Here is a 25,676-nt window from a genome sequence, read left to right on the forward strand (position 1 = left end):
GCTTTTTTTACTAGCTCCAAAAAGGAGTGTGACTATTTGTTTGTCACCTTACCGTCAACAGAACGTTCAATTTTCATGGTGGTAATTGGCAGGTAACCCAATTCTTTTACAGGACCGTTTTGAATTTCATCGGTTAGTAGATAATCCAAGAATTTTTTTACATCCTTGTCTGGTTCACCTTTTGTATACATGTGTTCGTAAGACCAGATTTTCCATTTGTTTGTTTCGATATTTTCTGGGGTTGGCGTCACATTATCAACAGAAAGTTCCTGTAAACTATCGTCAATATAAGATAACGCCAAGTAACTGATAGCCCCCGGTGTTTCTGCGACTATTTTTTTCACGGTGCCAGAAGAATCTTGTTCTTGGGATTGCACCGGTGTTTCACCATCAAGTCCCCATTTTTCAAAAGTTGCTCTGGTCCCACTGCCAGAAGCACGATTAACGACTGCAATTTTTTCATCTTTGCCGCCAACTTCTTTCCAGTTGGTAATTTTACCAGTAAAAATGTCAATTAATTGCTGTTGGGAAATATTTTTGACTGCGACGTCTTTATTTACTACTGGGGCCATTCCTACAACCGCTACTTTGTGGTCCACTAGCTCTTTTGCATCGACACCATCTTTTTCTTCGGCAAAAACATCTGAGTTGCCAATCGTTACAGCACCAGCAGCAACTTGGCTCAACCCTGTACCACTTCCGCCACCTTGAACAGTAATTTGATAATTGGGATTTTCAGTAGTAAAACTATCTTTGGCTGCCTCAACTAATGGTTGTAAGGCTGTTGAACCAACCGCGGTAATTTTTGCACCGCTTGCTTTATTTTCTTCTCCAGTTTTTGCACTACCATTCCCACAGGCCGCTAATAATAAAGTTGCTGCCACTGCAGTTGCTACTAAATATACTTTTTTCACGTTTTCCACTCCTATCTTTAATTACAAACTCAGTTTACACAAGCTTTGTAAACTTGATATAAGCAGTGTGTAAAGATTTTATCAAGCATTGTAAAATTTACGTAAAGCAATTTGTCATGAGCTTATTTCACCCTCATTTTAAAAAAAAGGAATATAATAAAAGTTGTAAAGACAATTGTGTTACATAAGAAAGGAATTGATAATCATGTTAGAAATTCATTACATCGTAACCGGTTCAGATGAAGAAGTAAAAAAATACGACAAAGCTAGTGATTTTGTTGGGGCGCAATATAAAGAAGTGCCAGACTTACAAGATAACTATCAAGTAACCAAAGCACTATTAGACGGCAAAGAAATTGAATTAGACGACAAAACCATTGGTGGTTTATTCAATTATTTGAACAAATAGTTAAATAATTCTAAGTTACTTTTTGAAGATAAAAAAAACCACTTATGATTTTTTCATAAGTGGTTTTTTATCTGTCCTGTTACAGGAGTGAAAAAAGCTTTTCCAACTGGCTTATTTCACACTTCCTTCTTTAGTTAAAAGTTAAAATGTGCAAAACAAAAAGCCATTTTTGCAAATTTTGCTCCTTTGGCTTTAAGCTGCAGAATTCTTTTGAATTTTTTATTATCTAATAAAGTTAAAGACAATAAATGCATAAAGCAAAAATAATGTTAACACAATGAATAAAACATTCTCACGTTGATCGTGATTGGGATGTAATAAAATATAAAGGCGCTCTTTTTTACTTTGCTTTTTATGTACAAAAAAATGAATCACACTATAAAAGATTCCGACTGCAATAAAAGTCAGAAAAAAACGAACAAAATACTGCATGCCCACCGCTAACATCATGACCATTGTCGGAATGAAGAGCAATTGTTCAAAAAAGATAATACCTTGACGATAACGACGAAAAAACTCGGTTATAGCATATTTCATTTCAAAACCTTCTTTCATTTCATTCATTTACTTTGCATCTATTTTACATTAGTTTACTTCTGTCTAAATACCCGATATAATTAAATTACAATTAACTTAAGATGAGATTACGAAAACTTCCGAAAGTAGGGGCGCTGATGCACTTAAGTAAAGAACAAACGACACGTCTTTTAGAACAGATGGATTTTGTCACTTTTCAAGAGAAAATCACCCAATATTTTGACGGTGAAGAAGTAGACTTTTCCGTTTATTATCTTAAAAACAAAAAAAATGGTTCCGTTTTGGCGACAATGCCAAAATACGCCTATGTGCCAAAAGAAGACGGTAACGGTAACCGATATGTAATGGGGTATGCAAGTATTTTATGGGAACAATTTGCTCCTGTTGACAAAGAAAATTTTGTTGCACGCCACGTCCAAGCTTTTTTTGATCAAAACAGCTATTTACCCAAAAATTATCAAGCCATCGTCAAAGACATTGAATTAGGGGCAAAATATCGCTTCTTTTTACTAGAACCATTACTGCGGGATTTAGAACTATGGGCAGCTGAAAAAGCCCGTTTACTACAACAGAAGAAACGCTATGGCTCCCCGATTTTAAAAGAACTCGTACAGCTGCCTAATTCTCAATTTGAAAACTTCTGTGTTCACCACTTTGCAACAAGCACTCACTATAATCAGCTGAAACTATTACTTGAAGATTTACCTGTGTGCTTTTTAAATCCCGATTATGAACTTGTTCATTACGGCTACGCCGTTGAATTTTGGCTTCACTATTCAGGTGAGGACACGAGTGTCAATTTAGAAGAAGAACTAAATGCTTTTGCCACCTCATTTTTAAACCAAGAATCAAATTATCACAGCCGCTTTTTATCTAGCGTTAGTATGCGGCAAGAATTATCCGAAGAAGTTTTACTAAAAATCGGTGCTCTATTAAGTGATTTAGAATACTGGGCTACTCGTCGTCTGATGCGTAAAGTCGAAATTTAACAAAAAACCGACAACTCTTTGAAAGTAACAAAGAACAACTGTGGTAAAAAAATTTTATGATCTAAAAAAAGATGGCTAACAAATCTTTGCTTTCGTCTTGTAAACGAAAGCAAAAGAATTGGTGACCATCTTTTTTATCTTCATTAATTTTCCAAATAAGCAGTCAAGCGGTCGATCGCTTCAACTAATTTTTCCATACTAGAAGCATAGCTTAAGCGAATATACCCCTCTGCTTCTTTTCCAAAAGCAATCCCAGGAATAACAGCTAATTTGGCTTTTTGTGCTAAATCGATACAAAATTTCATGGAATCTTGTTCCAAATGTGCAGGAATTTTGGCAAAAAGATAAAACGCACCGGAGGGTTTAGCTACTTCAAAACCCAGTGCTGTCATTTTTTCATATAAAAAATCCCGCCGTAAGCGATACTCTTCTTTCATGATTAAACCATCGTCAATTCCCTCAATTAAAGCCCGAACTGCCGCTTTTTGTGAAATTGTAGAAGCAGCGGTTACCAAATATTGGTGAACTTTAATGATTTCTTGGGTCAACTCTTTTGGTGCAAAAATAAAGCCAATTCGCCAACCAGTCATGGCGTGAGATTTCGATAGGCCATTAATCAAGATTGTTTGCTCCCGTAAAAATTCGGCAATCGAAACATGCTCTTCATCATAAGAAAGTTCGCTATAAATTTCATCACTAATGACAAATACCGGATATTTTCTTAAGACGTCCGCCAAAGCCTTAACTTCTGCTTTGGAATAAGTAACTCCAGTAGGATTACTTGGATAGTTTAAAATTACTGCCTTAACAGCATCCCCATGGGCAATTAGATGCTCCTCCAAAACTTTTGGTGTCAAAACAAAATTATCACCAGTTGTATCCATATAAATAGGTTTGGCTGCGGCTAAGGTAATAACCGGTTCATACCCAGGGTAAATAGGGGCAGGTAATAGTACTTTATCGCCAGGATTTAAAACAGCTAACAATGAAGCGGAAATTGCCTCTGTAGCACCAATTGTCACTAAAACTTCTGAAGTGTAATCATAGGTGACGTGATATTTCTGCTTTAAAAAAAGAGCAGCAGCTTCCCTGACGTCTGCTAAGCCAGACATTCCGGTATAATGACTGAAGTTTTGCTCAATGGCATCTTTACCAGCTGTTTTGACATGATCGGGGGTATTGAAATCTGGTTCTCCTAAAGTCAATTTCAAAATATCTTCAATGCCGGAAACTTTTTCATCAAACTGGCGGATTAAAGAAACTGCAATTTGATAAACTTGTTTGTTGAAGCGTTTTGTTAAATCCATCTTCTCCACTCCTTTTTATGAATAACCTTGATACTGTATCACGTTTTATGTTTTATCCTACCATAAAATGAAAAAAAGCGGCAGTGAAATTTTCAATAAAAATAAAATGCAGTACAAATATAGAAAAACCGTGCTAAAAACTGTGTGTTTCAGTCTTTAGTACGGTTTAAAGTGGCAAAATTTTAATGAGTCAGCTCTGACTGTTGTGCTAAGTAGGCTTTGGCTTCTTTGTTCACAACTTTTAAATCTACCCCTTGTTGTTTGGCAGCAAAAACACAGCCACAATAGCATTGACGAAAGACATCGTATTCCTTACACATTTGAATAGAGCGCTCATAACCTTTATTCTTTTTAAAATCGCTTGGTAGATAATTCACACTGTAAATTTTTTGAATGTCCATCCCGATCTGATTAATTAATTGCGCATTTTTCTTTGGCGAAATTGTCAGGGCACTGCCAAAATAATCATACCCCAGCTTTAACGCCTCTTCTGCTACTAAATCGAGGCGCATTTGAAAACAAGCCGTACATCTTTTGCCACCTTCTGGTTCATCTTGTAGGTGGTTTTCTTTGATAATGGCTAAAAATTCATTGGGTTTATAATCGGCAGCAATAAACCCCACCTCAGCGCCGGTCTTTTCATTAAAATCGGCGACGAATTTCTTTTGTACGAGTAAACGCCGCTCATATTCACTTTTGGGGTGAATATTGGAGTTGGCAAAATAAATCGTAACGTCTGCATATTGTGTTAAAAATTCTAAAGTATACGTACTGCAAGGAGCACAACAACTATGAATCAAAATTGTGGGGCGTTTTTCTTCTTCTTCCCAACGGGTAATCATTTTCCGTAAAACGTAGTCATAGTTAATTTTTTGGTTCTTCATTTTATCTAAAATTTGACTTGCTTCAATCATCAAAGTATCTCCTTACTGATTTGATAACAATTAAACTTGCTGGCTGTAGTGCTTTAACAATCATTTATCGATCTGAAAAATATAACAATTACTTCCATATGAAATTCAGTCTTATTCGAAAAATTCGAAAAAATAAAAAACGTTCTATTTTATTTAACAAAGAGGAAAATAAGAATTTTATTACTTTCAAAACAAAATGATTAAATAACATTGTTTTTATCATTTTTAGTACCTAAAATGAATTATAACTAAAAAAACACCGTTACTTGTAATTCATCTTAAACTAGGAGGTGCCCGATGTCAAAAGCATTTTTGAAACTCCCCGTCATGTTTTTTGCAATTCCATTTGTCTACTTATCCTTACTTCTTGATACATATTTTCATTCGATGTTTGGCTTTTTAATCACACTAATTTTTTCACTTGGTGTCGGTTTTTATTTTAAAGCCTGTGATCAGTTATTCTTATGGTTTTTAGGCAATATTCTTTCTACTGTTTTTTCCGTTATTTTGCAAAATCAACATCCTGAATGGCACTTTTTCTACCAACCTTTTAACCCAGCATTTTTAGTATTACTTTTGTCTGTCCTCTATTTAATCCCGCAAATTATTGGTATTATTTGGGCGACGACCCTACAAGTACATTTTTTTAAATAGCGTTATAAATTATAAAAAGGCTTCAAGTTACTTACACGAATAAGTAACTTGAAGCCTTTATTTGCCTCATAAAAACTCTAAAAATTCAGCGCCCCACGTTTAACAAGTAATACTATTATTTTAAGACTCTTTCAAATGAATCTTTTTAATAATCAATTTGTCAAATAAACTAGAGGTGCTATCTTGTTCTCCGATAATTTCTGCGACAATCGTTTTACCTTCGTGTTTTTTGCGTAACTGATAGACAATTTTGCCGCTTTCTTTTAATTCAGATATCATATCCACAACACCGCCAAAACCAGTCTTACGGGTAATAAAACCGAGGGCAACCATCCGCTCATCTAAATTTTTAGCTGAAATTACAGAACCTGTAATCAAAGCAGTCCGCATTTTTCCTAAAAATTCTTCTAGACCATCGGCTGTTTGTAAATCATCCTCTTCCACTTCTGGACGATTATGTAATTCCTGTAATAGATTTTCATATTGTTCTTGGGTCAACATTACACCGGCTACTTTTTCCCGATTAAAAACGTAAACTGCTGTTCCCGCTTCTCGAGCCTGATTAAAAACATCCATTGGAGATTTTTTCACTTCGGTAATAGAAGTCGTCGGCACCTCTAACTTTTTCAGTTCCATTTTGCTTCCTCCTTGAAAAATTCCCACTATAGAAAAGGCAGTCAGCAAGCCGCCCTGCGTATTTAGTATTTATCAATTCCATAGCAAAGTAGTTCAACGAACACATTATAGCACACCTAAGCTTAGATGAGGCAAATGATTTTTCTATTGTTATTTCATTTTAGCAAATCCTGTGCATATTGCCACAAAAAAAATAAAGTCTGACACACCTACAACAAATATACACGCTATTTTTTCAAATAACGGCTTAAAATTGACTTTTTGACTAGGCTAAAATTTTTTTCTACGAATAAAAAAAACTGTAAAATCATAAAATTTCTATGACTTTACAGTTTCAATGACTATTTTTTAATTTTTAAAGTCATGGCATTAATAGCCACAATAACCGTACTTAAAGACATCAAAATTGCTCCCACAGCTGGGCTTAAAATGATCCCAATTGGTGCCAAAATACCAGCAGCTAAAGGAATCGCCACAATATTGTAGCCTGCACCCCACCATAAGTTTTGAATCATTTTGTTCCGGGTTTGTTTTGATAAATCCAAGAAGTGTAAAATATCTTCTGGATTACTATTAGTCAAGACCACATCAGCAGAGTCAATTGCAACATCGGTCCCTGCACCAATCGCAATTCCCACTGTCGCGCGGGCTAAGGCTGGAGCATCATTAATGCCATCTCCTACCATAGCTACTTTTTTACCGGCATTCGTCATTTCACTAACAATTTTTTCTTTGCCATCGGGTAATAGCCCTGCATGAAAATTATCAATGCCTAAATAATTGGCCACAGTTGTAGCGGCTTCTTGATTGTCACCAGTCAACATAACCGGCTCAACACCACGATCTTTTAGCGCTTGAATAAAGGTTTTTGCTTCCGGTTTTACTTTGTCCCCTAAGGCAATGAGGGCAATTAATTTATCATCAACAAACAAGTAACTAATTGTATTGCCTTGTGTTAAATAAGGTGCCAACGTTTTTTTATCAACTGTTTGTTTGCGTTTTGCTAGCTCTTTGTCGTTTGCTATTAGAACTTGGGTGTTATTAACGACACCAGACAAGCCGACACCAGCAATATTTTTTAAATCTTCGCCTTTTAGAACTTCAATTTCTTTTTCTTCGATATATTTCATAATTCCAGTTGCAATTGGGTGATTGGCGTTTTTTTCTAAAGCACCAATATATTGTAACGCCTGGTCTTCTTGCCAATCTGCGGCTAATATTTCAACGCCGGTGACCGCAAAAGTACCTTCTGTTAAGGTCCCTGTTTTATCTAAAAGAATGGCATCTAAATCATGCGTATTTTCAATAGCATTCCGATTTTTTAGCAATAACCCGTTTTGGGCAGCTAGAGAAGTTGAACGTGCCACTACAAGCGGAATTGCTAAACCCAAAGCATGGGGACACGCAATTACAAAGACTGTCACCATGCGGTCAAGTGCCGTTGGCAGATCCGCTGCTACAAGCCAAGCGACAAATGCCAATACCCCAGCGACTAAAGCGACATAAAAAAGCCATTTTGCTACTTTGTCTGACAAAGCTTCCAAATGTGATTTTTCAGCTTGGGCGTCTTTGACCATTTTCATCACTTTGGCTAAATATCCATTTTCACCAGTACCGGTTACTTCAATTTGGATTGTACCGTCGCCATTAACAGAACCGCCAATAACTTGATCTCCAGTTTTACGGATCACACCTCGGGATTCACCAGTAACGGCAGACTCATCAACAGTTGTTTCACCCTTTAAAATCTGACCGTCTGTTGGCATTTTATCCCCAGCACGAACAATCAACGTGTCACCTTCGTGGACTTCTTGTAGCGAGATTTTTTCTTCTTTTCCCGCTTTATTAACTCTTGTCACGGTATCTGGTAGTAATTCAGCTAATTTTTTTAAAGCACTGCTGGCATTTGAGACAGCATTCATTTCAATCCAATGCCCCAGCAGCATAATCACAATTAAGGTCGCCAATTCCCAGAAGAAATCCATCACATGTTCGGTGTGTAAAAAGTGATTGGCAATAAATGCATAAAGACTATAGATATACGATACCGTAATCCCCATGGCAATTAGGGTCATCATTGCAGGATTTTTCATTTGTAATTCCATTTTAGCTCCGCTTAAAAATGGTTGACCACCATAAATAAATAAAATCGTAGCCAAAATTAAAACGACATAATCAGAACCAGGAAAAGTAAATTGAAAAGGCAGACTCACCCCCATCATCGGTGAAAGGATGATAATCGGAATTGCTAAAACTAAAGAGAGCCAAAATTTCTGTTTGAAATTTCCCATATGCATAGAATGGTCCATCCCACTCATATCGTGATCCATATGCTGCATATCGTGATCACCATGACTCATTCCATGATGCATTTGCCCATGATCACCATGGTTGTGATTCATGTGCCCATGATCCATATGTTCATGTTCCATTTGCTCATGATTCATTTGCTCATGATTCATGTGTTCATGATCCATGTGTTCATGTTCCATGTGTTCATGTTCCATTTGCTCATGTTCCATGTGTTCATGTTTCATTTGCTCGTGACCCATATGATTAGGATTGCTACCGGTCATATTATGATTGGTAGCAATCTGGGTGTTTTCAGCAGAATTTTCACCCTTTTCATCTTCCTGATGACCTTTGTGATCCATGTGAGCCATATGATCCATAGCTGCCGCTTTATCATGATTCATTGGCTGCTTTTTTTCATCTACATCTTTTGCGTCTTTCATCACTACTCCCTCTTTTCTAGTTTTAATCGATTCAGACTAAGTGAGTTTAGTAAAACACTGACTGAACTAAAGGCCATTGCCCCGCCAGCAATAATCGGATTTAAAAAGCCTAAAGCAGCAAAGGGAATACCAATTGTATTGTAAACAAATGCCCAAAATAAGTTTTGTTTTATTTTTTTTATTGTTGCTTTTGACAATTGCAGCATTTGATCCAAATAGGTTAAATCACTGTGGATCAACGTTACATCGGCAGTCTCCATGGCAATATCTGTTCCGCTTCCCATTGCAATACCAACATCAGCTAAGGCTAGCGCAGGCGCATCGTTAATTCCGTCGCCTACCATACCTACTAATGCACCTTTTGCTTGTAGTTCTGCTACTTTGGCAGATTTTTCATCTGGCATAACTTCAGCAAAAACATTCGTAACAGAAATTCCCACCTGTGAACCGATATATTCAGCTGAGGCCTTGTTGTCACCTGTTAGCATATAGACTGCAATCCCATGATTTTGTAATGTTGCAATTGCCGCTTTGGAAGTTGCTTTGATTTCATCAGCTACAGCTACGATCCCTAAAACATTTGTTTCATCTGAAACCAGCATGACTGTTTTACCTTCTTTTGACCATTGGTTTAATTTTGAAAGGTAGTTGTCACAATCTTCTTTTTCTGCCATAAGCTTCGCATTGCCAACAAAATAAGTTTTACCATTTATTTGTCCGGCAATCCCCAAACCAGGCAATGCTTCAAAGTGATCAACCTTTACGGCTTGAATATTTTTTTCTGTGCCATAATCAACGATTGCACCGGCTAAGGGATGCTCTGAAGCAGCTTCTAAACTAACTAAAACAGTTAATAAATCCGCTGTGGCTAATTGCAAATTCGTTACAGTAGGTTTTCCTTTTGTAATTGTTCCCGTTTTATCTAAGACAATGGCATTTAGTTGCGCAGCTTGTTCCAATACCGCTCCGCCTTTAATTAAGATACCGTTTTTAGCGCCTAGTCCAGTCCCAACCATAATTGCAGTTGGCGTTGCCAGCCCTAAAGCACACGGACACGCAATAACTAGTACAGCAACACTATGAATTAAAGCTTCCTGCCAATTGCCACTCACAAGTCCTGTTACAATTAATGTTACCATAGCAATTGCTAAAACGCTGGGTACAAACACTGCTGAAATTTTATCCGCAATTTGTTGAATCGGGGCTTTTTGTCCTTGGGCATCTTCAACCATACGAATAATTCGAGCTAAAACTGTCTCATCGCCGACTTTCAAGGTTTTAATCACTAATTGGCCGGTATTATTAACAGTCCCGCCAAAAACAGTACTGCTGCTTGTTTTTGCCACAGGCATACTTTCCCCTGTCAGCATACTTTCATCAACGGTCGTTTTACCGCTGAGCACAATACCGTCTACGGGAATTTGCTCTCCAGGGCGAATAATTACTTGCATTCCTTGTCTTACAGATGCAATGGCTACTTCACTTTGGCTTCCATCTTCATTGACCACCCGTGCGGTTTTTGCTTGTAGTTGCATCAATTGCTTAATGGCAGAACTAGTTTTATTTTTTGCAGTAGTTTCCAAGTATTTTCCAAGTAAAATTAAGGCTATAATCATTCCGCTACTTTCAAAGTAAAGTTCATGGGGATCACCGCCTAAAAAACCATTATAAAAACTCAAAATAAAAGCTGCCGTAGTACCTAAAGAGACCAAAACATCCATGTTTGGTGCTTTGGTTTTTAAAGCGTGATAAGCACCTTTATAAAAGCGTAGCCCAACACCAAATTGAATCGGGGCAACTAAAATCAACTGCACGATAGGACGATGGAAAAAGTGCACCCAGGAGGCATTAACACCAAGTATCATCGCAATCATTGCAACCATTAAAGGGGCAACTAAAACAACGCTGATCATTAAATCCCGTCGCATTTTTTGAATTCGTGCTTGTTTCTTTTCTGCTACTTGTTGTCGATGCGCTTCATCATCCAAAATTGCACCATACCCAATGTTTTCCACACTTTTAATTAACGCTTCGGCAGTGGTTTCATTAAATTGTACGGTAGCTTTTTCCGTAGCCAAGTTGACTGTCGCCTGCGCAACTCCTGGTTGTGCCTTTAATTCTTTTTCAACGCGAGCTGAACAATTGGCGCAGGTCATCCCTGTAATGACAAAGGTTGCGACTTGCTCATTATTCATTAGGCCACCTCAGTTGGATACCCAGCCGCCGTAACTGCTGCAATAATTTTTTCATCGGTTAATTGGCTATCATCGTATTTCACCACGCCGTTGTTTTTCTTTAAATTAATTTTGACTTTTTTCACGCCCGGTAATTCATTGATTGTACCTTCTACTTTTGCGACACAATGCCCACAACTCATACCACTAATATTAAATGTTTGTTTCATCTTGATTTCCTCTTTTCATATTTTTTAATGATTTATTTTGACTTGATGTTGACTACATTCACATTGACCAGGAATACAATTGCAAGCAATACTTGCTACTGGTGTTTTGGCAAGTAGCGCAGTATTAATTGCCGCAATATCTGCTGCTGTCAATTCTGCTTCGTTGATTAAGTCAGCAATTGTTACACCAATCTTTTTGGCACAGATGTGAGAAAAAAGATTTTCGGTTGCACTGCGAACAGTTGCAGTTTCTGATACATTGGGGTAATAAATAAATTTTTTACCTTCTGCCTCACTCCGAATTACTTCTTTTTTACTTAACCGTCCTAATAGTGTCTTTACCGTAGCAAGCTTCCAATCCATCTTATCACCTAAAATTTCAGCAATCTCATGCGCAGTTGCAGCTTTTACTGTCCACAATACCCGCATCACTTCCCATTCTGCATCGCTGATTTTGACAGGTTCTGTCATCATGTTATCCTCACCTCGTTTACAAGTGTAATCTCAACTTCTTTTTAAGTTTACATCTGTAAACGTAAATGGTCAAGAAAAAACTTCACCAAATTTTTTAGTGAAGTTTTTTTATGCCTATTTTTTAAAAAATTAATTTGAAAGTACTTTCCATTGTGTAAGGTTTATCAGCTGTCAGAGTAATACTGCCAAATTGAGGGTAAATTTCAGTACCAGGCACCCCTTGTGGCTCAATCGCCACTGCCCCGTGATTTGCCATAACGCCGTTTTTCATTACTGTCCCCGCTTCCCCAGTGCCGGTGGTATAAATAACTACTGCTGGAGCTTGTGTCATCAAACTTAAGGCAACTTTTCCATCTGGTGCAGTTAAAGTTAATGCTTTTTGGGCACCTTCATCAATCAAAAAAGGATCATCTAAAAGCGTCTCGCCAATTTTAGCACCTGTCACAAAATCAAATTTTGTACCAGCGACCGCAACTTTCTCGCCAGTTGTTGTGACGTCATCATTGGTTTTAGCAACAAAATGTGCGTTAATTTGTAAATTATGCGTATCAATTGACTCACTGGGCGAACCCGTCAAATTATAGTAACCATGATTGGTTGGATTGAACAAAGTTTTTTTATCTGTGGTTGCTTCAAATTTGAAACTGTATTGATTATCATCGGTTAAAGTATAAATTGCTTTTGCCACTAAATTACCAGGGAAACCGTGATTGCCATCCGGATCATTTAATGTGAAGATAACACCAGCCTCATTATCCTTAGTGAAGGTTTGTGCCTCCCAATTTCGCGCGTCAAATCCTACAAAACCACCATGTAATGTATTGCCCTTTTGATTAGCCTCTGTTTTGTAAATTGTTTCATCTAATTCAAACTGTGCGCCGGCAATGCGACCAGCGACCGGGCCAATGGTAGCATTATAATAACTATTTTCTTTGTAGTCTGTTATTGTCTTGCATCCAACCAATACATCACGCAAAGTGCCATCGACTGGTAATGCTAACGAAATGGCACGCGCCCCAAAAGGATGTAGCCCCAAAACTACTCCATTTTCATTTTTCACTTCATAATACGTTCCGAATGCCTTACTGTCTAACTTTGTAACTGTTGCCATCTGCACCGCTCCTTTGTTTATCCACTATCTCGATGAAAAAAGCCTTTTCAATCTCTTTTTTAGTATAGCGGTGATCAGCAGGAACGTCAATTTATTTAGTAACATTTAGTAAATTTAATTTTACTACTTTTCGTATCCACGTAAGAGGAGCTGTCACCTTTAAAAAAAAGCAAGTTTAAGATGTAACGTATGGTCTAAAACATTAATATAATTCCAGCCCCTATTTACGTACAAAGTCTGGTCTGAAAATAGCTTTTTCAAAAACAAAAGCGAGATTTTTATTGCACAAAAAAAACGCATCTTCGATTGAAGATACGTTTGAAACTGGGGTAGCTGGATTCGAACCAACGCATGAGGGAGTCAAAGTCCCTTGCCTTACCGCTTGGCTATACCCCAATGGTGGAGGAGAGTGGATTCGAACCACTGAACCCTAAGGAACGGATTTACAGTCCGTCGCGTTTAGCCACTTCGCTACTCCTCCGAAAGGTTTTAATCAACCTGACTTAGTTATAATACAAAAGATAACTAAAAAATGCAAGTGGTAATTTCAATTTTTTTTACAGAAATTTTAGTCATGCAAATTATGTTGCAATAACACAGCTTCCACCGCTAAATCTAAGGATTTATAAGCTCCTAGATCCTCTTTTCCTAAGAAAGCTTCGTAATTCTTTTCACCCATAGTCAAAATTTCACCAATAACTTTTTTACCGATTGATAATTGGTTGACGGTGTAATTTTTACCTTTAATATCTTTTTTTACTTCTTCTACTTTAACTTCGATATCTTTTTTCTTCGTCACACTTCTCACCTCGCTAAAGTATTTTATCATATTCTTATCTTGTTGGGTATAAAAAAGGAAATGAAAAACCCAAACAAGTCCGCCTCCCCTTCTCATCTTGGTACTTTTAACCGCTAAAAGGTACGTGCATTTTTTGTTTGGGTTGTAATCTTTCTTACATATTGTGCGTATTGGTTAAAACTGCTGCAGTTACCAAATAACCGGCCTCTGTTAGTACTTCTTTAACTTTTTCAACATTACGAGACTGAACTTGAATTTCAACAATTGTAGCCAGTTCCATCCGATTAACGACAATCGTTAAAATACTAAAATCATGCTCGGCTAAAAGTTTGGTAATTTCTGCTAAAATCCCCACATGATCATCGGCTATTTGTAAGCTGATCCGGGTCCCACCATCGTTGTAGCCAGTAATTTTTAAAAAGGCCGCGAAGATATCATTATTGGTTATGATTCCTTTGACTGCTTCTTTTTCTACTACTGGTAGTACAGCAATCTTATTTTCCCGCATTTTATAAATGGCATCTTCTAGCAATGCATCTGGTGCAATGGTCAGCACATTTTTTTCCATGACATCGCCTACGGTCGTCTTATTTAACAAATAATTGGCTTCATAGACACTTAAACTTGTGGCTTTTGAAGGCATCGCTTCTTGAATAATGCCTTCTGTAATTAATCCGACTAATTTATCCTGTTGCAAAACGGGCAAACGATGGATATCGTGTTGTTTCATTAAATCAATCGCATCAAAAATAGGTGTATCTGGTGCTACTACTACTAAGTTTTTTGTCATAAAATCACTAACACTCATCTTCTAACCCCCTAAATAAGCTTTTTTCACTTCATCGCTGGCTAATAATGCTTTTCCTGTGCCATCTAAAACAACACTGCCAGTTTCCAAGACATACCCGCGGTCTGCAATAGACAAAGCCATTTTAGCATTTTGTTCGATCAGTAAAATCGTCGTACCTTGCTCTTTGATTTCTTCAATAATACTGAAGATTTCTTTAATAAAAATCGGCGCGAGTCCCATTGACGGCTCGTCTAACAAAAGCAATTCAGGTTTTGACATTAAAGCGCGCCCCATAGCCAACATTTGTTGTTCACCACCAGAAAGTGTTGCGGCATCTTGGTTGCGGCGTTCTTTTAAAACCGGAAACTTTTGAAAGACTTGTTCGTAATCTTGTTTTACCTCCCCGTCCTTACGTAAAAATGCACCCATTTCCAAGTTTTCTTGTACCGTTAAACCACTAAAAACATGGCGTCCTTCTGGTACTTGAGATAACCCAGCTGCCACAATTTTTTGTGGCGGCGTTTTGGTAATACTTTGTCCTTTAAACGTAATTTCACCTTGGCTTGGACGTAATAAACCTGAAATTGTCCGTAAAATTGTTGTTTTTCCAGCACCATTGGCACCGATTAAAGAAACAATCTCCCCTTTATTGACATTAAATGACACATCATGAACCGCTTCAATAACACCGTAATGGACAGTTAAATTTTTAATTTCTAACATTACATATCCCCTCCCAAATACGCTTTTATGACACGGGGATCTTTTTTGATTTTTTCTGGTTCACCTTCAGCAATAATGCGACCGTATTCCAAAACATAAATCCGCTGACACACATCCATCACCAAACTCATATCGTGTTCAATTAGCAAAATGGTCAGCTGAAAGTCCTTTTGAATTTTACGGATTAATTCCGTTAATTCGGCTGTCTCTTGCGGATTCATTCCTGCTGCTGGTTCATCTAAAAACAAGATTTTTGGCTCTGTTGCTAGAGCCCGCACAATTTCTAAACGCCGTTGTTCGCCATAGGGCAAGTTTTTAGCTAAAGTTGTTAATTTACTTTCTAAACCAAAAATTGCCAGTAGCTCCACTGCTTTTTGTTTCAGCGCATCTTCATTACGGTAAAATTTCGGCAAACGTAAAATACTTGTAAAAAAGCCTTCTTGATGCTTGGCGTTCATCGCAATTAGAACATTATCTAAAACACTTAAGTCTTTAAACAAACGAATATTTTGAAACGTCCGAGATAATCCCATTTTGGCAATGTGGTAAGGCTTAACGCCATTTAACTTTTCAACTTGTCCTTGCGGTGAAAATAACACATCACCGGCACTAGGCTCATAAACACCGGTTAATAAGTTAAATAGTGTCGTTTTTCCTGCACCATTTGGGCCAATCAACCCTACTAATTCATTAGTATCCAACGCCATATTCACATGAGAAACTGCAGCCAGGCCACCAAAGTTTTTCGTCAAATTTTTAACTGTTAATAGAGGCATCTGCATCATCCCCCTTTGTGAATTTTTTCCAAATTTTCTTAACAGAAAATTCCCAAGTTCCCAACAAGCCACTTGGTTTAAAGATCATAATGATAATTAGCGCTAGTGCATAGACAATCATACGAACATAACCAAAGTCTTGTAAAAACATATTTAAAACGCCCAAAACAATCGCTGAAACGACTGCACCTGTCGTTGAGCCCATCCCACCAAAGACGACAATAATTAATATATCAATGGATTTCATAAAGCCATAGTCTTTTGGAAAAACCGATTGTTGGTAACCGGCAAATAACGTGCCGGCAATACTAGCCGTAATAGCCCCTAACACAAAGGCAACGACCTTATACTTGGTTGTGTTAACTCCCATCGACTCAGCTGCTATCTCGTCTTCGCGCACAGCTAATGTCGCACGACCGGGACCACTATGAACAAAATTTGCCACGACTAAGATCGTCAATACAGCAAAGACGTAGACCGTCTCCCAAGTGGTAAATTGTAAAATACCAAAAATTCCGGTTGGACCATTGGTGATATCCCGCATGTTAACAATTAAAATACGGATAATTTCTGAAATTCCCAACGTTGCAATCGCCAAATAATCGCCTTTTAATCGCAGTGTTGGAACGCCGACTACTAATGCCACCGCGCCTGAAATCACCATTCCTAATAAGAGGCCAGTAAAAAAGCCGCCATAAGTAGGATTATTAATGGACATAATAGCACCGGAATAAGCACCAATCGCCATAAAACCAGCGTGCCCTAAAGAAAACTGACCAGAAAAACCGATAATCAAATTCAAACCCACAGCCAAAATAATGTTGATACCAATATTGACAATAATCCGGTCAGTAAACATGGTAATTACACCGGTGTTATACAAAACTAACAAAACCACATAGACTAAAGCAGCCAAGCCTAACCAGGTTAAATTGTATTTCAAATTCTTTTTCATCCTGGTCACCTACACTTTCTCTTTAATATTCTTGCCTAAAATTCCTGCCGGCCGAATTAATAAAATCAAAATCAAAACTAAATAAACAATAGCATCTTTAAAATCAGAAAAGCCTAACGCCGTTGCAATTGTCTCAATTAGACCAATTACAAAGCCCCCCAAAGCTGCACCAGGAATAATCCCAATCCCTCCTAATACGGCGGCAACAAAAGATTTCAAACCTGGCGTAACCCCCATCATGGGATCAATCGAGTTATAATAAAGACCAATTAACATTCCGCCAGCAGCCGCTAAAGCTGAGCCCAAGGCAAAGGTAAAAGAAATTGTACGATTCACATTAATTCCCATTAATTGAGCAGCATCTGGATCAACGCTGACTGCCCGCATCGCTTTTCCCATCTTCGTTTTCTTTACAATTAATTGTAATAAAACCATCAAAATAACTGAGACTGCTAAAATTAAAAGCTGAATATTGCTGACTTTAATAAAACCAAGGCTATATGTTGCCCGTTTAATTACTTGTGGAAAAGCCCGCACATCTGGACTAAAGAAGAAAATCATAACATTTTGCAGTAAATAAGATACCCCAATCGCTGTAATCAAAGCAGCAATTCGAGTTGATTTACGCAACGGACGATATGCCAAGAACTCAATCACTACACCTAATGCCGCACTAGCCGCCATTGAAATCAAAAGGGCTGGGAAAAATCCCAATCCGCCAAGATTAATCAAAAAATAGCCAATAAAACTACCAATCATATAAACTTCACCATGGGCAAAGTTAATTAACTTGATGATTCCATAAACCATTGTGTAGCCCAAGGCCAATAATGCGTATATACTGCCTAAAAATAAGCCATTTATTAATTGTTGAATCATCGTTTCCATCTCATCACATCCATTTATCTTTTAAAAAAAGGTTGAGATAAAAGTCGCGCTGCAGTAAAAGTATCCCTCATTTATTTTAGAAAGCGCCTGTCTTTTAACAGTATGCTAAAAACAAATGACTGATCGTTTACTACAGCTGTCTTTATCCAACCTTTCAAAGTTCTTATTTACGGATTTACTGTCTCCGCTGAAGTTTCTTTTCCATCTGTTAAGCCCAGGACTACGGCTGATTTTTCAGGGTTATGTTCTTTATCAATTGTCATTTCTCCTGTTACCCCTTTAAAATCTTTCAAGCTTTCTAAACCTTTTTTAATCGCACTTGAATCAGCAGACCCTTCATCTTCAATCGCTTGTTTTACCATATAAACAGCATCATAAGCTAATGCATTAAATGAAGATGGTTCTTTGCCATACTTTTCCTTAAAAGCTTTAATGAAAGGTTCTACCTTGTCTGTTGCCGGAGCTTTCGTTGAGAAGTGACCTGTGTAAAAGACATTTGTGACATTGCTAGCACCAGCTGTTTCTACCAATTTGGCATCACCAAAGCCATCAGCCCCCACAATTGGTGTTTCAATTCCCATTTCCCGCGCTTGTTTGATAATTAAACCAGCTTCTGTGTAGTAGCCTGGAATGTATAAAACGTTGAAGTCTTTGTCTTTGATTTTTGTTAAGACTGCTTGGAAATCTTTGTCACCTTCTGTAAAGTTTTCTTCCGCAACGATTTTGCCTTTGTATTCATCTTTGAAGGCTTTTGTTAAGCCAATACCATAATCACTGGAATTATCACCTAAGATAATCGCTTTATCTGCTTTTAAGTTTTCATGGGCATATTTTGCTAAAATTTTTCCTTGGAAGCTATCTTGGAAACAAGAACGAAAAGCGTAAGCTTGGACTTTATCCCCTTGTTTTGTGATTGCATCATCTGTTCCTGATGGTGTAACTAAAGGTACTTCTGCTTTAGTTGCATTTGGTAATGCAGATTTTACCGCACCAGATGTCGCTGGCCCAATTAGCGCCACAACTTTACTGTTTGTTGTTAGGTTGGTTGCGACAGTTCCTGCTTCATTATTATCTGATTTATTATCTTTTGAGATTAAATCTATTTTTTTGCCGTCAATACCACCATCGGCATTGATTTGCTCGACTGCTAATTCAATACCTTCTTTTTCAGCATTTCCATAGGCTGCCACTGCACCGGATAATTCCATGTTCATTCCGATTTTAATCGTATCGCCTTCTTGTTTATTTCCTCCAGCAGAACCTTCTGTGGCTCCGCCTCCTTTTGGCGCTGCACTACATGCAGATAACAACACTAACCCCGTAAACAAAAATGCAAATTTCTTTTTCATATTATTCCTCCTCTTTTTCTCGGCAAAAATTTTTTGATTACACCAAAACTTCTATTTATATAAATATTAAATTTACCCAAAGCTTTGGCTAACCAATAAAGTTAAAAATTATGCCTTCTAAAAACAAGCTGTTTTCATAAAATAATCATGACACCGCCATGGACGATGGGATATGCTATAAAATATACTGAAAATTCAGAACAAAGTCAATGAATATTCAGAATATTTCATCAATTATTGCGAAATTATTTTATGTAAGCCTTTTACATATTTCAAAAGCATCGAAAACATGACAAACTAACATAAACACCAGGAACTGCTTTTGTAAAAAAACAACAAACAAAGTTTTTTATTATCTTCTTTTAATAATTTTATCATTTAAATTCAGTTAAGCCAAACGATATTCTAAGCACGCAACTTATTTTAAACGCTTCAAACCCATTAAAAATCGCTAAAAAAACTGAAGTTTACTTCATGACCAGAACAGCTAAAATACTTTTTTAGCTAACATGTAATGATAGTCTACCTTCAGATATCCTATAACAAGTGATCTAATACGCTAAACCTGTTTTTGTTATCTGCCAAAAATTCACTGGGGTACTATTTAGCTATAGACAGGTATTCTTTTTTAAGTCATGCATTGCCGGTTATTTTGCCTTCAATAGAGGAAATTAGCTTTCTTTTGAAACTCTTTAATTTCGGCAAATAAAAAAACGCCAAGAGAATGGTTAGCTCTTAGCGCGAATGATGGTGATGATGGTGATGATGAAGTTGTGTTTTACTTTCTTTTGGTTTATTAGGGTTCCGACGCAAGGAGAAAGTTTCCGGCACATAATCTAGGCCGCCTTTTACAAAAGGATGACAGCGTAATATTCTTGCAGTCCCCATAATACCACCCTTTAAGGCTCCATGTTTTTCTACTGCTTGAATCATATATGACGAACAAGTAGGGTAATAACGACAACTGGGGGGAAACAAAGGAGAGATAAAGCGTTGATACCCTCGTACCAGTCCAATCATTATTTTTTTCATGTAAATTATCCTTTCTGGAAATGATTGCCACTGGCCAAAGCATACGTCAATTTTAAAACTGTTACAAGTAAAAAAGTTCAAGTCACATGAACTTGAACTTTTAACTCCTATCCTAAAATTGTTACTTTCACTTGACGACGTCCCCAAGCTTCACATTGGCCTGCTGTCGAAAAATGAACATCAATAATATTGCCTTGAATTGCTGAACCGGTATCCACAGCGTAAGCTTCGCCATAACCTTCAACATATAAATGCGTTCCTAATGGAATTACACTTGGATCAACAGCTACCGCCATTGGGTTGGCAAGTAAGTTTTGGCCAGTTGCAGTGACAGAACCGCCACCTAAAGCATCCGCTGGATCTGAACTATAGGCTGTGGCTTCCATCATCATTGTTTGACCGCTTGGTTGGCTTTCATTTGCTTGCTGCGCTTTTGTTTCTTGTTGGGCAGCTTCTTTTGCTTCTTGTGCTGCCTTTTCTTTTTCTGCTTTTTCTTTTTCGGCTTTTTCCGCTGCGATTTTTTTTGCCTTTTCGGCGGCGGCTTTTTTAGCGGCCTCTTTTGCTTTAATATCTGCTTTGACTAAATCAACAGCTTTATTATTTGTTGTTTCCACTAACAGTGAACTTGATAAATTAGTTGCTTCAGCTTTTGAAACAAGTTCAGTCTGAAGTGTTGGCTGACTAGCCGTTTCATTTTCAGCTGCGTAAACAGGTAACATACTACCTACGGCGATCACAATCGTTGCACTTAAAATTGGTAATAAACGGGTTTGCATTAATCGACACTCCTCAAAAATATAAAAACTCTAATGGTCTAACTTGTACCATTACAATTAAATTGAATTTTTCCACGAGAAGTATCATAGCATCTCTTTTTAGCTGATAGGTTACAAGAGAGTTAAACCTCTTTGACAAGAAAAAAGAAACGCTGCTGTTTTTTGTTACAAACGAAATATTTGTCTTATAAGCATAAAGCAATAAGCAACAGCCTTGCTACTATAGGCTTTCAAATTATTACAAAAGCGTAATTTTCAATACAGAAAGTTTTTTTGAGAACGCTTTTATCACAAGTTATAAAATCACGATTACATGAAATTTGGGAAATCGACCCAAAAACCGCTGTTTATTACGTTAGTTTTACAAAAAAGACAAAAAATGAAGCGTTATCAATACTAATTTTCCCCACTGTTGTTTTAAAATAGTTAATTTTTATTAGGAAAATTTCGCCCCTTGGTATGAAACAACACAAAAAAAGTCGACCATATACGGTCGACTAACAGTTTTTATTTCATAAAATCTAAAATATGCGTCCAGAGTCCTGGATAAAAAACTTTTAATGGCATTCCTTCACCAATTCCACCATAGCCAATCATCGTTCCAATAATGAACATAATCATTGCAAGTAAAAGGACAAAAAGAATTTTCACTAAAGTCGTAATAATATAACGATTTAATCTCATCCAGTCACACCTCTATCTTTTAAGCAATTGTAGCAGCACTTTTAGCCGCTTTGTGTTCAATCTCAACACGTTCCACATTACCACCTAGAGCTTGTAATTTTTTGTGGAAGTTGTAATAGCCACGATCTAAATACTTCAAATTACGAACGCGGGTAATGCCGTTTGAACGTAAACCAACTAAGATCAAAGCCGCTGCAGCACGTAAGTCCGTTGCATAAACTAATGCCCCTTGCATTTCATGTCCACCTTCAATGACAGCCACATTGCCATCAATTTTCACATGAGCATTCATACGACGCATTTCTTCTAAATGTTGGAAACGATTTTCAAATACGGTTTCTGTTACGATACTTGTGCCTGGTGCAACCATTTGGATTGCAGTCATTTGAGCTTGCATATCTGTTGGGAAACCTGGGTGAGGCATTGTTTTCACGTCTGTTGGTTTTAATACTTTAGGTCCAATAACGCGAACTCCGCCTTCTTCTTCAATAATTTCAGCACCCATTTCGCTTAATTTAGAAATTAAAGGACGATTATGTTCTGAAATGGCATCTTGAATTAAAACGTTACCTTCTGTCATTGCTGCAGCCACCATGAAAGTTCCAGCTTCAATTCTATCTTGAACGATTGAATGGTTAACTGCGTGCAAATGATCCACGCCTTCAATTCTCATGGTTTCTGTACCAGCACCAAAAATTTGTGCTCCCATTTTATTTAAGACATTCGCAAGATCAACAATTTCAGGTTCACGGGCCACGTTTTCGATGATCGTTGTTCCTTTTGCTTTAACAGCAGCCATCATAATATTTTGCGTAGCACCAACACTTGGGAAGTCCAAGTAAATTGTGTTGCCGTGTAACTCATCGGCAATTGCTTCAATATAACCATCTTTTTGATTAATTTTAGCACCTAAAGCTTGAAACCCTTTTAGATGTAAGTCAATTGGACGTTTACCAATTGCACAACCACCAGGCATCGCAACTTTAGCATGTCCGTTACGCGCCAATAATGGTCCCATAACAACAATAGATGCCCGCATTTGGCTGACTAATTCATAAGGTGCTTCAATTTCTAATTGACGAGAAGCGTTGATCGTCACTTCGTTTGCAGCTTCATTAAAATCTACGTCCACATTTAAGTGGCGAATAACTTCATTCATCGTTAAAACGTCAGATAGAATTGGCACATTACGTAAAGTAGTAGTCCCTTCTTCTGCTAATAGACTTGCAGCTAAGATTGGTAAAACGGCATTTTTTGCGCCTTCAATTTTGACAGTACCTTTTAATTGATTACCACTTTGAACGATAATCTCTTCCATAAAATTCCCTCCAGAAAATAGCCTGAATGCTTCTGCACTCAAAATCTGTTTTATTATACCATAACTTTTTCATAAAGTACGTTTTTTGTATTCGTTAAACAATTGAAAGAAAAGTATTCTTCAATAAATTCAGGATTTCCAAGAAAAAGCTACTTGTCAGATAGCCCAAGCTAATAGCTAACATCAAAATAACAATCCTGATTTGCGCCGTCTGAAACGATTTGAAAAGTGTATCCAATCGTAAAGACCGCAATCCCCAAAAGGCTAAGTAAACAAATGCAAAGTGACTGATAATCCGTACAATTGCATCGACACCATATACTTGCATCCTTCTTCCTCCTGAGTAAAAAATTCAACACTCCCATAGTACCACAAATAGTAACTTAAAAAAACAGAAATATTTTAAAAATCTTTAAAGCGTTTTTTAAAAGTCTCTTTTATAATTTTAGCTTATTTTGCTTTTCCTGCAAAACAAAAAGGTCGAAAGTATGACAAAACAAAATAACACTTTGTAAAATGTATCCGTAAAACGTATTTTTTATTTTACGCTATGTAAAAAATAGACTGCGATAAATTTTTATCACAGTCTATTTACAGATAAATGATGTCCTCACAATTTGCTACCAAGTGTAAAATTGCGGTTAGGCATCATTGCTTATTATTGATGTTTTGAAACATTAATCCGATTAATAGCCCGATGCAAAGCAACAGTCGCTCGGCGTAAAGAATCGACATCTTCTTTTTCCCGTGCTTCTTCAATCATACGTTCAGCCCGCTGTTTGGCGCGTTCAGCCCGAGAAACATCGATATCACGTTCCCGCTCAGCGCTATCGGCAATAATGGAGACCACATTATCTCGCACTTCCATAATGCCGCCGTTAACCGCAATCCAGTCAACATGGGTATCAGAATCGGTACGTTTTACCCGAACTTCATCAATTGCTAAAGGTGTAATAATCGGTGCGTGTTTTGGTAAAATACCAATTTCACCAGCCGTTGTGTTGGCAACAACGATTTTAGCGTGGTGATCATAAACTAAACCATTAGGTGTTACCACATTTACAGTTAAGTATTCCATGGTGCACCCCTTTCTAGTAGCCTAGTTTTTTCGCTTTTTCCACCGCTTCTTCAATTGTACCGACATTACGGAAGGCTTCTTCTGGTAATTCATCGTGCTTCCCATCTAAAATTTCTTTGAAGCCTTTAATTGTTTCGGCAACGGGTACATAAGAACCCGGTTGTCCGGTAAATTGTTCGGCAACGTGGAAGTTTTGTGATAAGAAAAATTGAATTCGGCGCGCTCTAGCGACCAAGACTTTTTCTTCATCTGACAATTCATCCATCCCTAAGATGGCGATAATATCTTGTAATTCACGGTAACGTTGCAAGACATGTTGGACTTCACTGGCTACTTCATAGTGAACTTCACCAACAATTTCTGGTGCTAAAGCACTAGAAGATGATGCAAGGGGATCGACCGCTGGATAAATCCCTTGTTCTGTTAATTTACGTTCCAAGTTGGTTGTTGCATCTAAGTGAGCAAATGCTGTTGCTGGCGCAGGGTCAGTGTAGTCATCGGCTGGTACATAGATCGCTTGAATAGACGTAATAGAACCTTTTTTCGTTGAAGTAATCCGTTCTTGCAGTTGTCCCATTTCAGTTGCTAGTGTTGGTTGATAACCAACAGCAGATGGCATCCGGCCTAACAAGGCAGATACTTCTGAGCCGGCTTGCGTAAAACGGAAAATATTATCGATAAAGAGCAATACGTCTTGACCTTCTACATCACGGAAGTATTCCGCAATTGTTAAACCAGTCAACGCAACCCGCATCCGGGCACCTGGTGGCTCATTCATTTGACCAAAGACCATGGCAGTTTTTTCAATAACGCCAGACTCTTTCATTTCATAATACAAGTCATTACCTTCACGGGTACGTTCACCAACACCGGTAAAAACAGAAATCCCGCCGTGTTCTTGGGCAATATTATGAATTAATTCTTGGATTAAAACGGTTTTACCAACACCGGCACCACCGAACAACCCAACTTTACCACCTTTTAAGTAAGGGGCTAGTAAGTCGATAACTTTAATCCCAGTTTCCAAAATTTCTGTACTAGTGCTTAATTCATCAAAATCAGGTGCTTTTTTATGGATACCACTACGTTTAGCATCAGCTGGAAAAGGTGCTTCCAAGTCGATTGTATCCCCCAAAACGTTAAATACACGACCTAAAGTATCTTTACCTACTGGCACAGAGATTGAACTGCCAGTGTCGACAACTTCCATTCCCCGCTGCAAACCATCGGTAGACTCCATGGCGATAGTTCGAATTACACCATCACCTAGTTCCAAGGCAGCTTCTAATACAATCTTGGTTTTTTGCTCGTCGTTTTTATAGACAACCAAGGCATTGTTAATGTCTGGTAATGATTGATCTAAAGAAAATTCCACGTCAACAACGGGACCGATTACTTGAACAATCTTGCCTGAACTCATCTGT

27 protein-coding genes and 2 tRNA genes are annotated in these 25,676 nt (G+C 37.7%); 3 read left to right on the plus strand and 26 right to left on the minus strand.

Annotation, left to right across the window (positions count from 1 at the left end):
- Positions 1-32: 32 nt before the first annotated feature.
- The gene (locus K4422_RS03180; RefSeq protein WP_230709137.1) at positions 33-914 is read right to left on the minus strand and encodes a phosphate ABC transporter substrate-binding protein; all 882 of its coding nucleotides are present in this window, start codon (positions 912-914) and stop codon (positions 33-35) included.
- Between the two features lie 205 nt (positions 915-1,119).
- Between K4422_RS03180 and K4422_RS03185 the strand changes: the two genes are divergently transcribed.
- Positions 1,120-1,323: a hypothetical protein gene (locus K4422_RS03185; RefSeq protein WP_206904875.1), complete on the plus strand. Its 204-nt coding sequence runs from the start codon at positions 1,120-1,122 to the stop codon at positions 1,321-1,323.
- Positions 1,324-1,545: 222 nt separating this feature from the next.
- Here K4422_RS03185 and K4422_RS03190 read toward each other — a convergent pair whose 3' ends face one another.
- A complete protein-coding gene (locus tag K4422_RS03190) occupies positions 1,546-1,887 on the minus strand; it encodes a hypothetical protein (protein ID WP_230709139.1) in 342 nt (113 codons plus the stop codon).
- A gap of 110 nt (positions 1,888-1,997) precedes the next feature.
- On the opposite strand from K4422_RS03190, the gene K4422_RS03195 reads away from it, so the two are divergent.
- Positions 1,998-2,849, plus strand: coding sequence for a hypothetical protein (locus K4422_RS03195; RefSeq protein WP_230709141.1), 852 nt, complete (start codon positions 1,998-2,000; stop codon positions 2,847-2,849).
- 143 nt (positions 2,850-2,992) lie between these two features.
- On the opposite strand, the gene K4422_RS03200 is transcribed toward K4422_RS03195, so the two are convergent.
- Together K4422_RS03200 and K4422_RS03205 are read right to left on the minus strand one after the other, a co-directional pair.
- Complete coding sequence (locus K4422_RS03200; RefSeq protein ID WP_230709143.1) at positions 2,993-4,156, minus strand: pyridoxal phosphate-dependent aminotransferase; 1,164 nt, start codon at positions 4,154-4,156, stop codon at positions 2,993-2,995.
- Between the two features lie 182 nt (positions 4,157-4,338).
- Positions 4,339-5,070 (minus strand): epoxyqueuosine reductase QueH, encoded by a 732-nt coding sequence (locus K4422_RS03205; RefSeq protein ID WP_230709145.1) that lies wholly within the window; start codon positions 5,068-5,070, stop codon positions 4,339-4,341.
- Between the two features lie 297 nt (positions 5,071-5,367).
- Between K4422_RS03205 and K4422_RS03210 the strand changes: the two genes are divergently transcribed.
- Positions 5,368-5,724, plus strand: coding sequence for a hypothetical protein (locus K4422_RS03210; RefSeq protein ID WP_230709146.1), 357 nt, complete (start codon positions 5,368-5,370; stop codon positions 5,722-5,724).
- A gap of 120 nt (positions 5,725-5,844) precedes the next feature.
- On the opposite strand, the gene K4422_RS03215 is transcribed toward K4422_RS03210, so the two are convergent.
- From K4422_RS03215 to atpD, 22 genes are all read right to left on the minus strand, one after another.
- On the minus strand, positions 5,845-6,360 hold the full coding sequence (locus K4422_RS03215; protein WP_206904883.1) for a type II toxin-antitoxin system Phd/YefM family antitoxin: 516 nt from the start codon (positions 6,358-6,360) through the stop codon (positions 5,845-5,847).
- A 341-nt stretch (positions 6,361-6,701) separates the two neighbouring features.
- Positions 6,702-8,897 carry a heavy metal translocating P-type ATPase gene (locus tag K4422_RS03220; RefSeq protein WP_442896727.1) on the minus strand — a complete coding sequence of 732 codons (2,196 nt, stop codon included), beginning with the start codon at positions 8,895-8,897 and terminating at the stop codon, positions 6,702-6,704.
- A gap of 200 nt (positions 8,898-9,097) precedes the next feature.
- Complete coding sequence (locus tag K4422_RS03225; protein ID WP_230709147.1) at positions 9,098-11,290, minus strand: heavy metal translocating P-type ATPase; 2,193 nt, start codon at positions 11,288-11,290, stop codon at positions 9,098-9,100.
- Entirely contained in the window at positions 11,290-11,499 is a 210-nt protein-coding gene (copZ, locus tag K4422_RS03230; RefSeq protein WP_206904896.1) for a copper chaperone CopZ, read from the minus strand. The genes K4422_RS03225 and copZ overlap by 1 nt, the downstream gene beginning before the upstream one ends.
- Positions 11,500-11,523: 24 nt before the next feature.
- Positions 11,524-11,973 (minus strand): CopY/TcrY family copper transport repressor, encoded by a 450-nt coding sequence (locus K4422_RS03235; RefSeq protein WP_206904898.1) that lies wholly within the window; start codon positions 11,971-11,973, stop codon positions 11,524-11,526.
- Positions 11,974-12,094: 121 nt separating this feature from the next.
- Positions 12,095-13,084 carry an aldose epimerase family protein gene (locus tag K4422_RS03240; protein ID WP_230709148.1) on the minus strand — a complete coding sequence of 330 codons (990 nt, stop codon included), beginning with the start codon at positions 13,082-13,084 and terminating at the stop codon, positions 12,095-12,097.
- 324 nt (positions 13,085-13,408) lie between these two features.
- Positions 13,409-13,480, minus strand: a tRNA-Gln gene (locus K4422_RS03245).
- 1 nt (position 13,481) lies between these two features.
- A tRNA-Tyr gene (locus K4422_RS03250) sits at positions 13,482-13,565 on the minus strand.
- Between the two features lie 87 nt (positions 13,566-13,652).
- Entirely contained in the window at positions 13,653-13,913 is a 261-nt protein-coding gene (locus tag K4422_RS03255) for a DUF2969 domain-containing protein (RefSeq protein WP_206905334.1), read from the minus strand.
- Positions 13,914-14,037: 124 nt separating this feature from the next.
- Complete coding sequence (locus tag K4422_RS03260) at positions 14,038-14,691, minus strand: CBS and ACT domain-containing protein (RefSeq protein WP_230709149.1); 654 nt, start codon at positions 14,689-14,691, stop codon at positions 14,038-14,040.
- Between the two features lie 3 nt (positions 14,692-14,694).
- Positions 14,695-15,396 carry an ABC transporter ATP-binding protein gene (locus K4422_RS03265; RefSeq protein WP_206904906.1) on the minus strand — a complete coding sequence of 234 codons (702 nt, stop codon included), beginning with the start codon at positions 15,394-15,396 and terminating at the stop codon, positions 14,695-14,697.
- Positions 15,396-16,172 (minus strand): ABC transporter ATP-binding protein, encoded by a 777-nt coding sequence (locus K4422_RS03270; protein ID WP_230709150.1) that lies wholly within the window; start codon positions 16,170-16,172, stop codon positions 15,396-15,398. The genes K4422_RS03265 and K4422_RS03270 overlap by 1 nt, the downstream gene beginning before the upstream one ends.
- A complete protein-coding gene (locus tag K4422_RS03275) occupies positions 16,153-17,127 on the minus strand; it encodes a branched-chain amino acid ABC transporter permease (RefSeq protein ID WP_230709151.1) in 975 nt (324 codons plus the stop codon). The genes K4422_RS03270 and K4422_RS03275 overlap by 20 nt, the downstream gene beginning before the upstream one ends.
- Before the next feature lie 9 nt (positions 17,128-17,136).
- On the minus strand, positions 17,137-18,015 hold the full coding sequence (locus K4422_RS03280) for a branched-chain amino acid ABC transporter permease (protein WP_230709157.1): 879 nt from the start codon (positions 18,013-18,015) through the stop codon (positions 17,137-17,139).
- A 167-nt stretch (positions 18,016-18,182) separates the two neighbouring features.
- Positions 18,183-19,364, minus strand: coding sequence for an ABC transporter substrate-binding protein (locus tag K4422_RS03285; protein ID WP_206904919.1), 1,182 nt, complete (start codon positions 19,362-19,364; stop codon positions 18,183-18,185).
- A gap of 735 nt (positions 19,365-20,099) precedes the next feature.
- Positions 20,100-20,396 (minus strand): membrane protein insertion efficiency factor YidD, encoded by a 297-nt coding sequence (gene yidD, locus K4422_RS03290; protein ID WP_230709159.1) that lies wholly within the window; start codon positions 20,394-20,396, stop codon positions 20,100-20,102.
- A gap of 107 nt (positions 20,397-20,503) precedes the next feature.
- The gene (locus K4422_RS03295; protein ID WP_230709161.1) at positions 20,504-21,172 is read right to left on the minus strand and encodes a 3D domain-containing protein; all 669 of its coding nucleotides are present in this window, start codon (positions 21,170-21,172) and stop codon (positions 20,504-20,506) included.
- A 507-nt stretch (positions 21,173-21,679) separates the two neighbouring features.
- Entirely contained in the window at positions 21,680-21,856 is a 177-nt protein-coding gene (locus K4422_RS03300; RefSeq protein WP_016171500.1) for a DNA-directed RNA polymerase subunit beta, read from the minus strand.
- A 19-nt stretch (positions 21,857-21,875) separates the two neighbouring features.
- Positions 21,876-23,174: a UDP-N-acetylglucosamine 1-carboxyvinyltransferase gene (gene murA, locus K4422_RS03305; protein ID WP_230709162.1), complete on the minus strand. Its 1,299-nt coding sequence runs from the start codon at positions 23,172-23,174 to the stop codon at positions 21,876-21,878.
- A gap of 94 nt (positions 23,175-23,268) precedes the next feature.
- Positions 23,269-23,502, minus strand: a complete 234-nt coding sequence (locus tag K4422_RS03310; protein ID WP_206904931.1) for a DUF1146 family protein — start codon at positions 23,500-23,502, stop codon at positions 23,269-23,271.
- Positions 23,503-23,832: 330 nt separating this feature from the next.
- Positions 23,833-24,252, minus strand: coding sequence for a F0F1 ATP synthase subunit epsilon (locus K4422_RS03315; RefSeq protein ID WP_206904934.1), 420 nt, complete (start codon positions 24,250-24,252; stop codon positions 23,833-23,835).
- Between the two features lie 13 nt (positions 24,253-24,265).
- On the minus strand, positions 24,266-25,672 hold the full coding sequence (atpD, locus tag K4422_RS03320) for a F0F1 ATP synthase subunit beta (RefSeq protein ID WP_206904937.1): 1,407 nt from the start codon (positions 25,670-25,672) through the stop codon (positions 24,266-24,268).
- Positions 25,673-25,676: the final 4 nt, after the last annotated feature.

Source organism: Enterococcus sp. SMC-9 (genome assembly GCF_021011285.1).
GTDB classification, from domain to species: Bacteria; Bacillota; Bacilli; order Lactobacillales; family Enterococcaceae; genus Enterococcus_C; species Enterococcus_C montenegrensis.

Bases quoted from the DNA above. Each gene is read 5' to 3' on its own strand.
- K4422_RS03185 (WP_206904875.1), top strand. From the start codon at position 1,120: ATGTTAGAAATTCATTACATCGTAACCGGTTCAGATGAAGAAGTAAAA.
- K4422_RS03190 (WP_230709139.1), bottom strand. From the start codon at position 1,887: ATGAATGAAATGAAAGAAGGTTTTGAAATGAAATATGCTATAACCGAG.
- K4422_RS03195 (WP_230709141.1), top strand. From the start codon at position 1,998: ATGCACTTAAGTAAAGAACAAACGACACGTCTTTTAGAACAGATGGAT.
- K4422_RS03200 (WP_230709143.1), bottom strand. From the start codon at position 4,156: ATGGATTTAACAAAACGCTTCAACAAACAAGTTTATCAAATTGCAGTT.
- K4422_RS03205 (WP_230709145.1), bottom strand. From the start codon at position 5,070: ATGATTGAAGCAAGTCAAATTTTAGATAAAATGAAGAACCAAAAAATT.
- K4422_RS03210 (WP_230709146.1), top strand. From the start codon at position 5,368: ATGTCAAAAGCATTTTTGAAACTCCCCGTCATGTTTTTTGCAATTCCA.
- K4422_RS03215 (WP_206904883.1), bottom strand. From the start codon at position 6,360: ATGGAACTGAAAAAGTTAGAGGTGCCGACGACTTCTATTACCGAAGTG.
- K4422_RS03220 (WP_442896727.1), bottom strand. From the start codon at position 8,897: ATGAAACATGAACACATGGAACATGAGCAAATGGAACATGAACACATG.
- K4422_RS03225 (WP_230709147.1), bottom strand. From the start codon at position 11,290: ATGAATAATGAGCAAGTCGCAACCTTTGTCATTACAGGGATGACCTGC.
- copZ (WP_206904896.1), bottom strand. From the start codon at position 11,499: ATGAAACAAACATTTAATATTAGTGGTATGAGTTGTGGGCATTGTGTC.
- K4422_RS03235 (WP_206904898.1), bottom strand. From the start codon at position 11,973: ATGATGACAGAACCTGTCAAAATCAGCGATGCAGAATGGGAAGTGATG.
- K4422_RS03240 (WP_230709148.1), bottom strand. From the start codon at position 13,084: ATGGCAACAGTTACAAAGTTAGACAGTAAGGCATTCGGAACGTATTAT.
- K4422_RS03255 (WP_206905334.1), bottom strand. From the start codon at position 13,913: ATGATAAAATACTTTAGCGAGGTGAGAAGTGTGACGAAGAAAAAAGAT.
- K4422_RS03260 (WP_230709149.1), bottom strand. From the start codon at position 14,691: ATGAGTGTTAGTGATTTTATGACAAAAAACTTAGTAGTAGTAGCACCA.
- K4422_RS03265 (WP_206904906.1), bottom strand. From the start codon at position 15,396: ATGTTAGAAATTAAAAATTTAACTGTCCATTACGGTGTTATTGAAGCG.
- K4422_RS03270 (WP_230709150.1), bottom strand. From the start codon at position 16,172: ATGCCTCTATTAACAGTTAAAAATTTGACGAAAAACTTTGGTGGCCTG.
- K4422_RS03275 (WP_230709151.1), bottom strand. From the start codon at position 17,127: ATGAAAAAGAATTTGAAATACAATTTAACCTGGTTAGGCTTGGCTGCT.
- K4422_RS03280 (WP_230709157.1), bottom strand. From the start codon at position 18,015: ATGGAAACGATGATTCAACAATTAATAAATGGCTTATTTTTAGGCAGT.
- K4422_RS03285 (WP_206904919.1), bottom strand. From the start codon at position 19,364: ATGAAAAAGAAATTTGCATTTTTGTTTACGGGGTTAGTGTTGTTATCT.
- yidD (WP_230709159.1), bottom strand. From the start codon at position 20,396: ATGAAAAAAATAATGATTGGACTGGTACGAGGGTATCAACGCTTTATC.
- K4422_RS03295 (WP_230709161.1), bottom strand. From the start codon at position 21,172: ATGCAAACCCGTTTATTACCAATTTTAAGTGCAACGATTGTGATCGCC.
- K4422_RS03300 (WP_016171500.1), bottom strand. From the start codon at position 21,856: ATGAGATTAAATCGTTATATTATTACGACTTTAGTGAAAATTCTTTTT.
- murA (WP_230709162.1), bottom strand. From the start codon at position 23,174: ATGGAAGAGATTATCGTTCAAAGTGGTAATCAATTAAAAGGTACTGTC.
- K4422_RS03310 (WP_206904931.1), bottom strand. From the start codon at position 23,502: ATGCAAGTATATGGTGTCGATGCAATTGTACGGATTATCAGTCACTTT.
- K4422_RS03315 (WP_206904934.1), bottom strand. From the start codon at position 24,252: ATGGAATACTTAACTGTAAATGTGGTAACACCTAATGGTTTAGTTTAT.
- atpD (WP_206904937.1), bottom strand. From the start codon at position 25,672: ATGAGTTCAGGCAAGATTGTTCAAGTAATCGGTCCCGTTGTTGACGTG.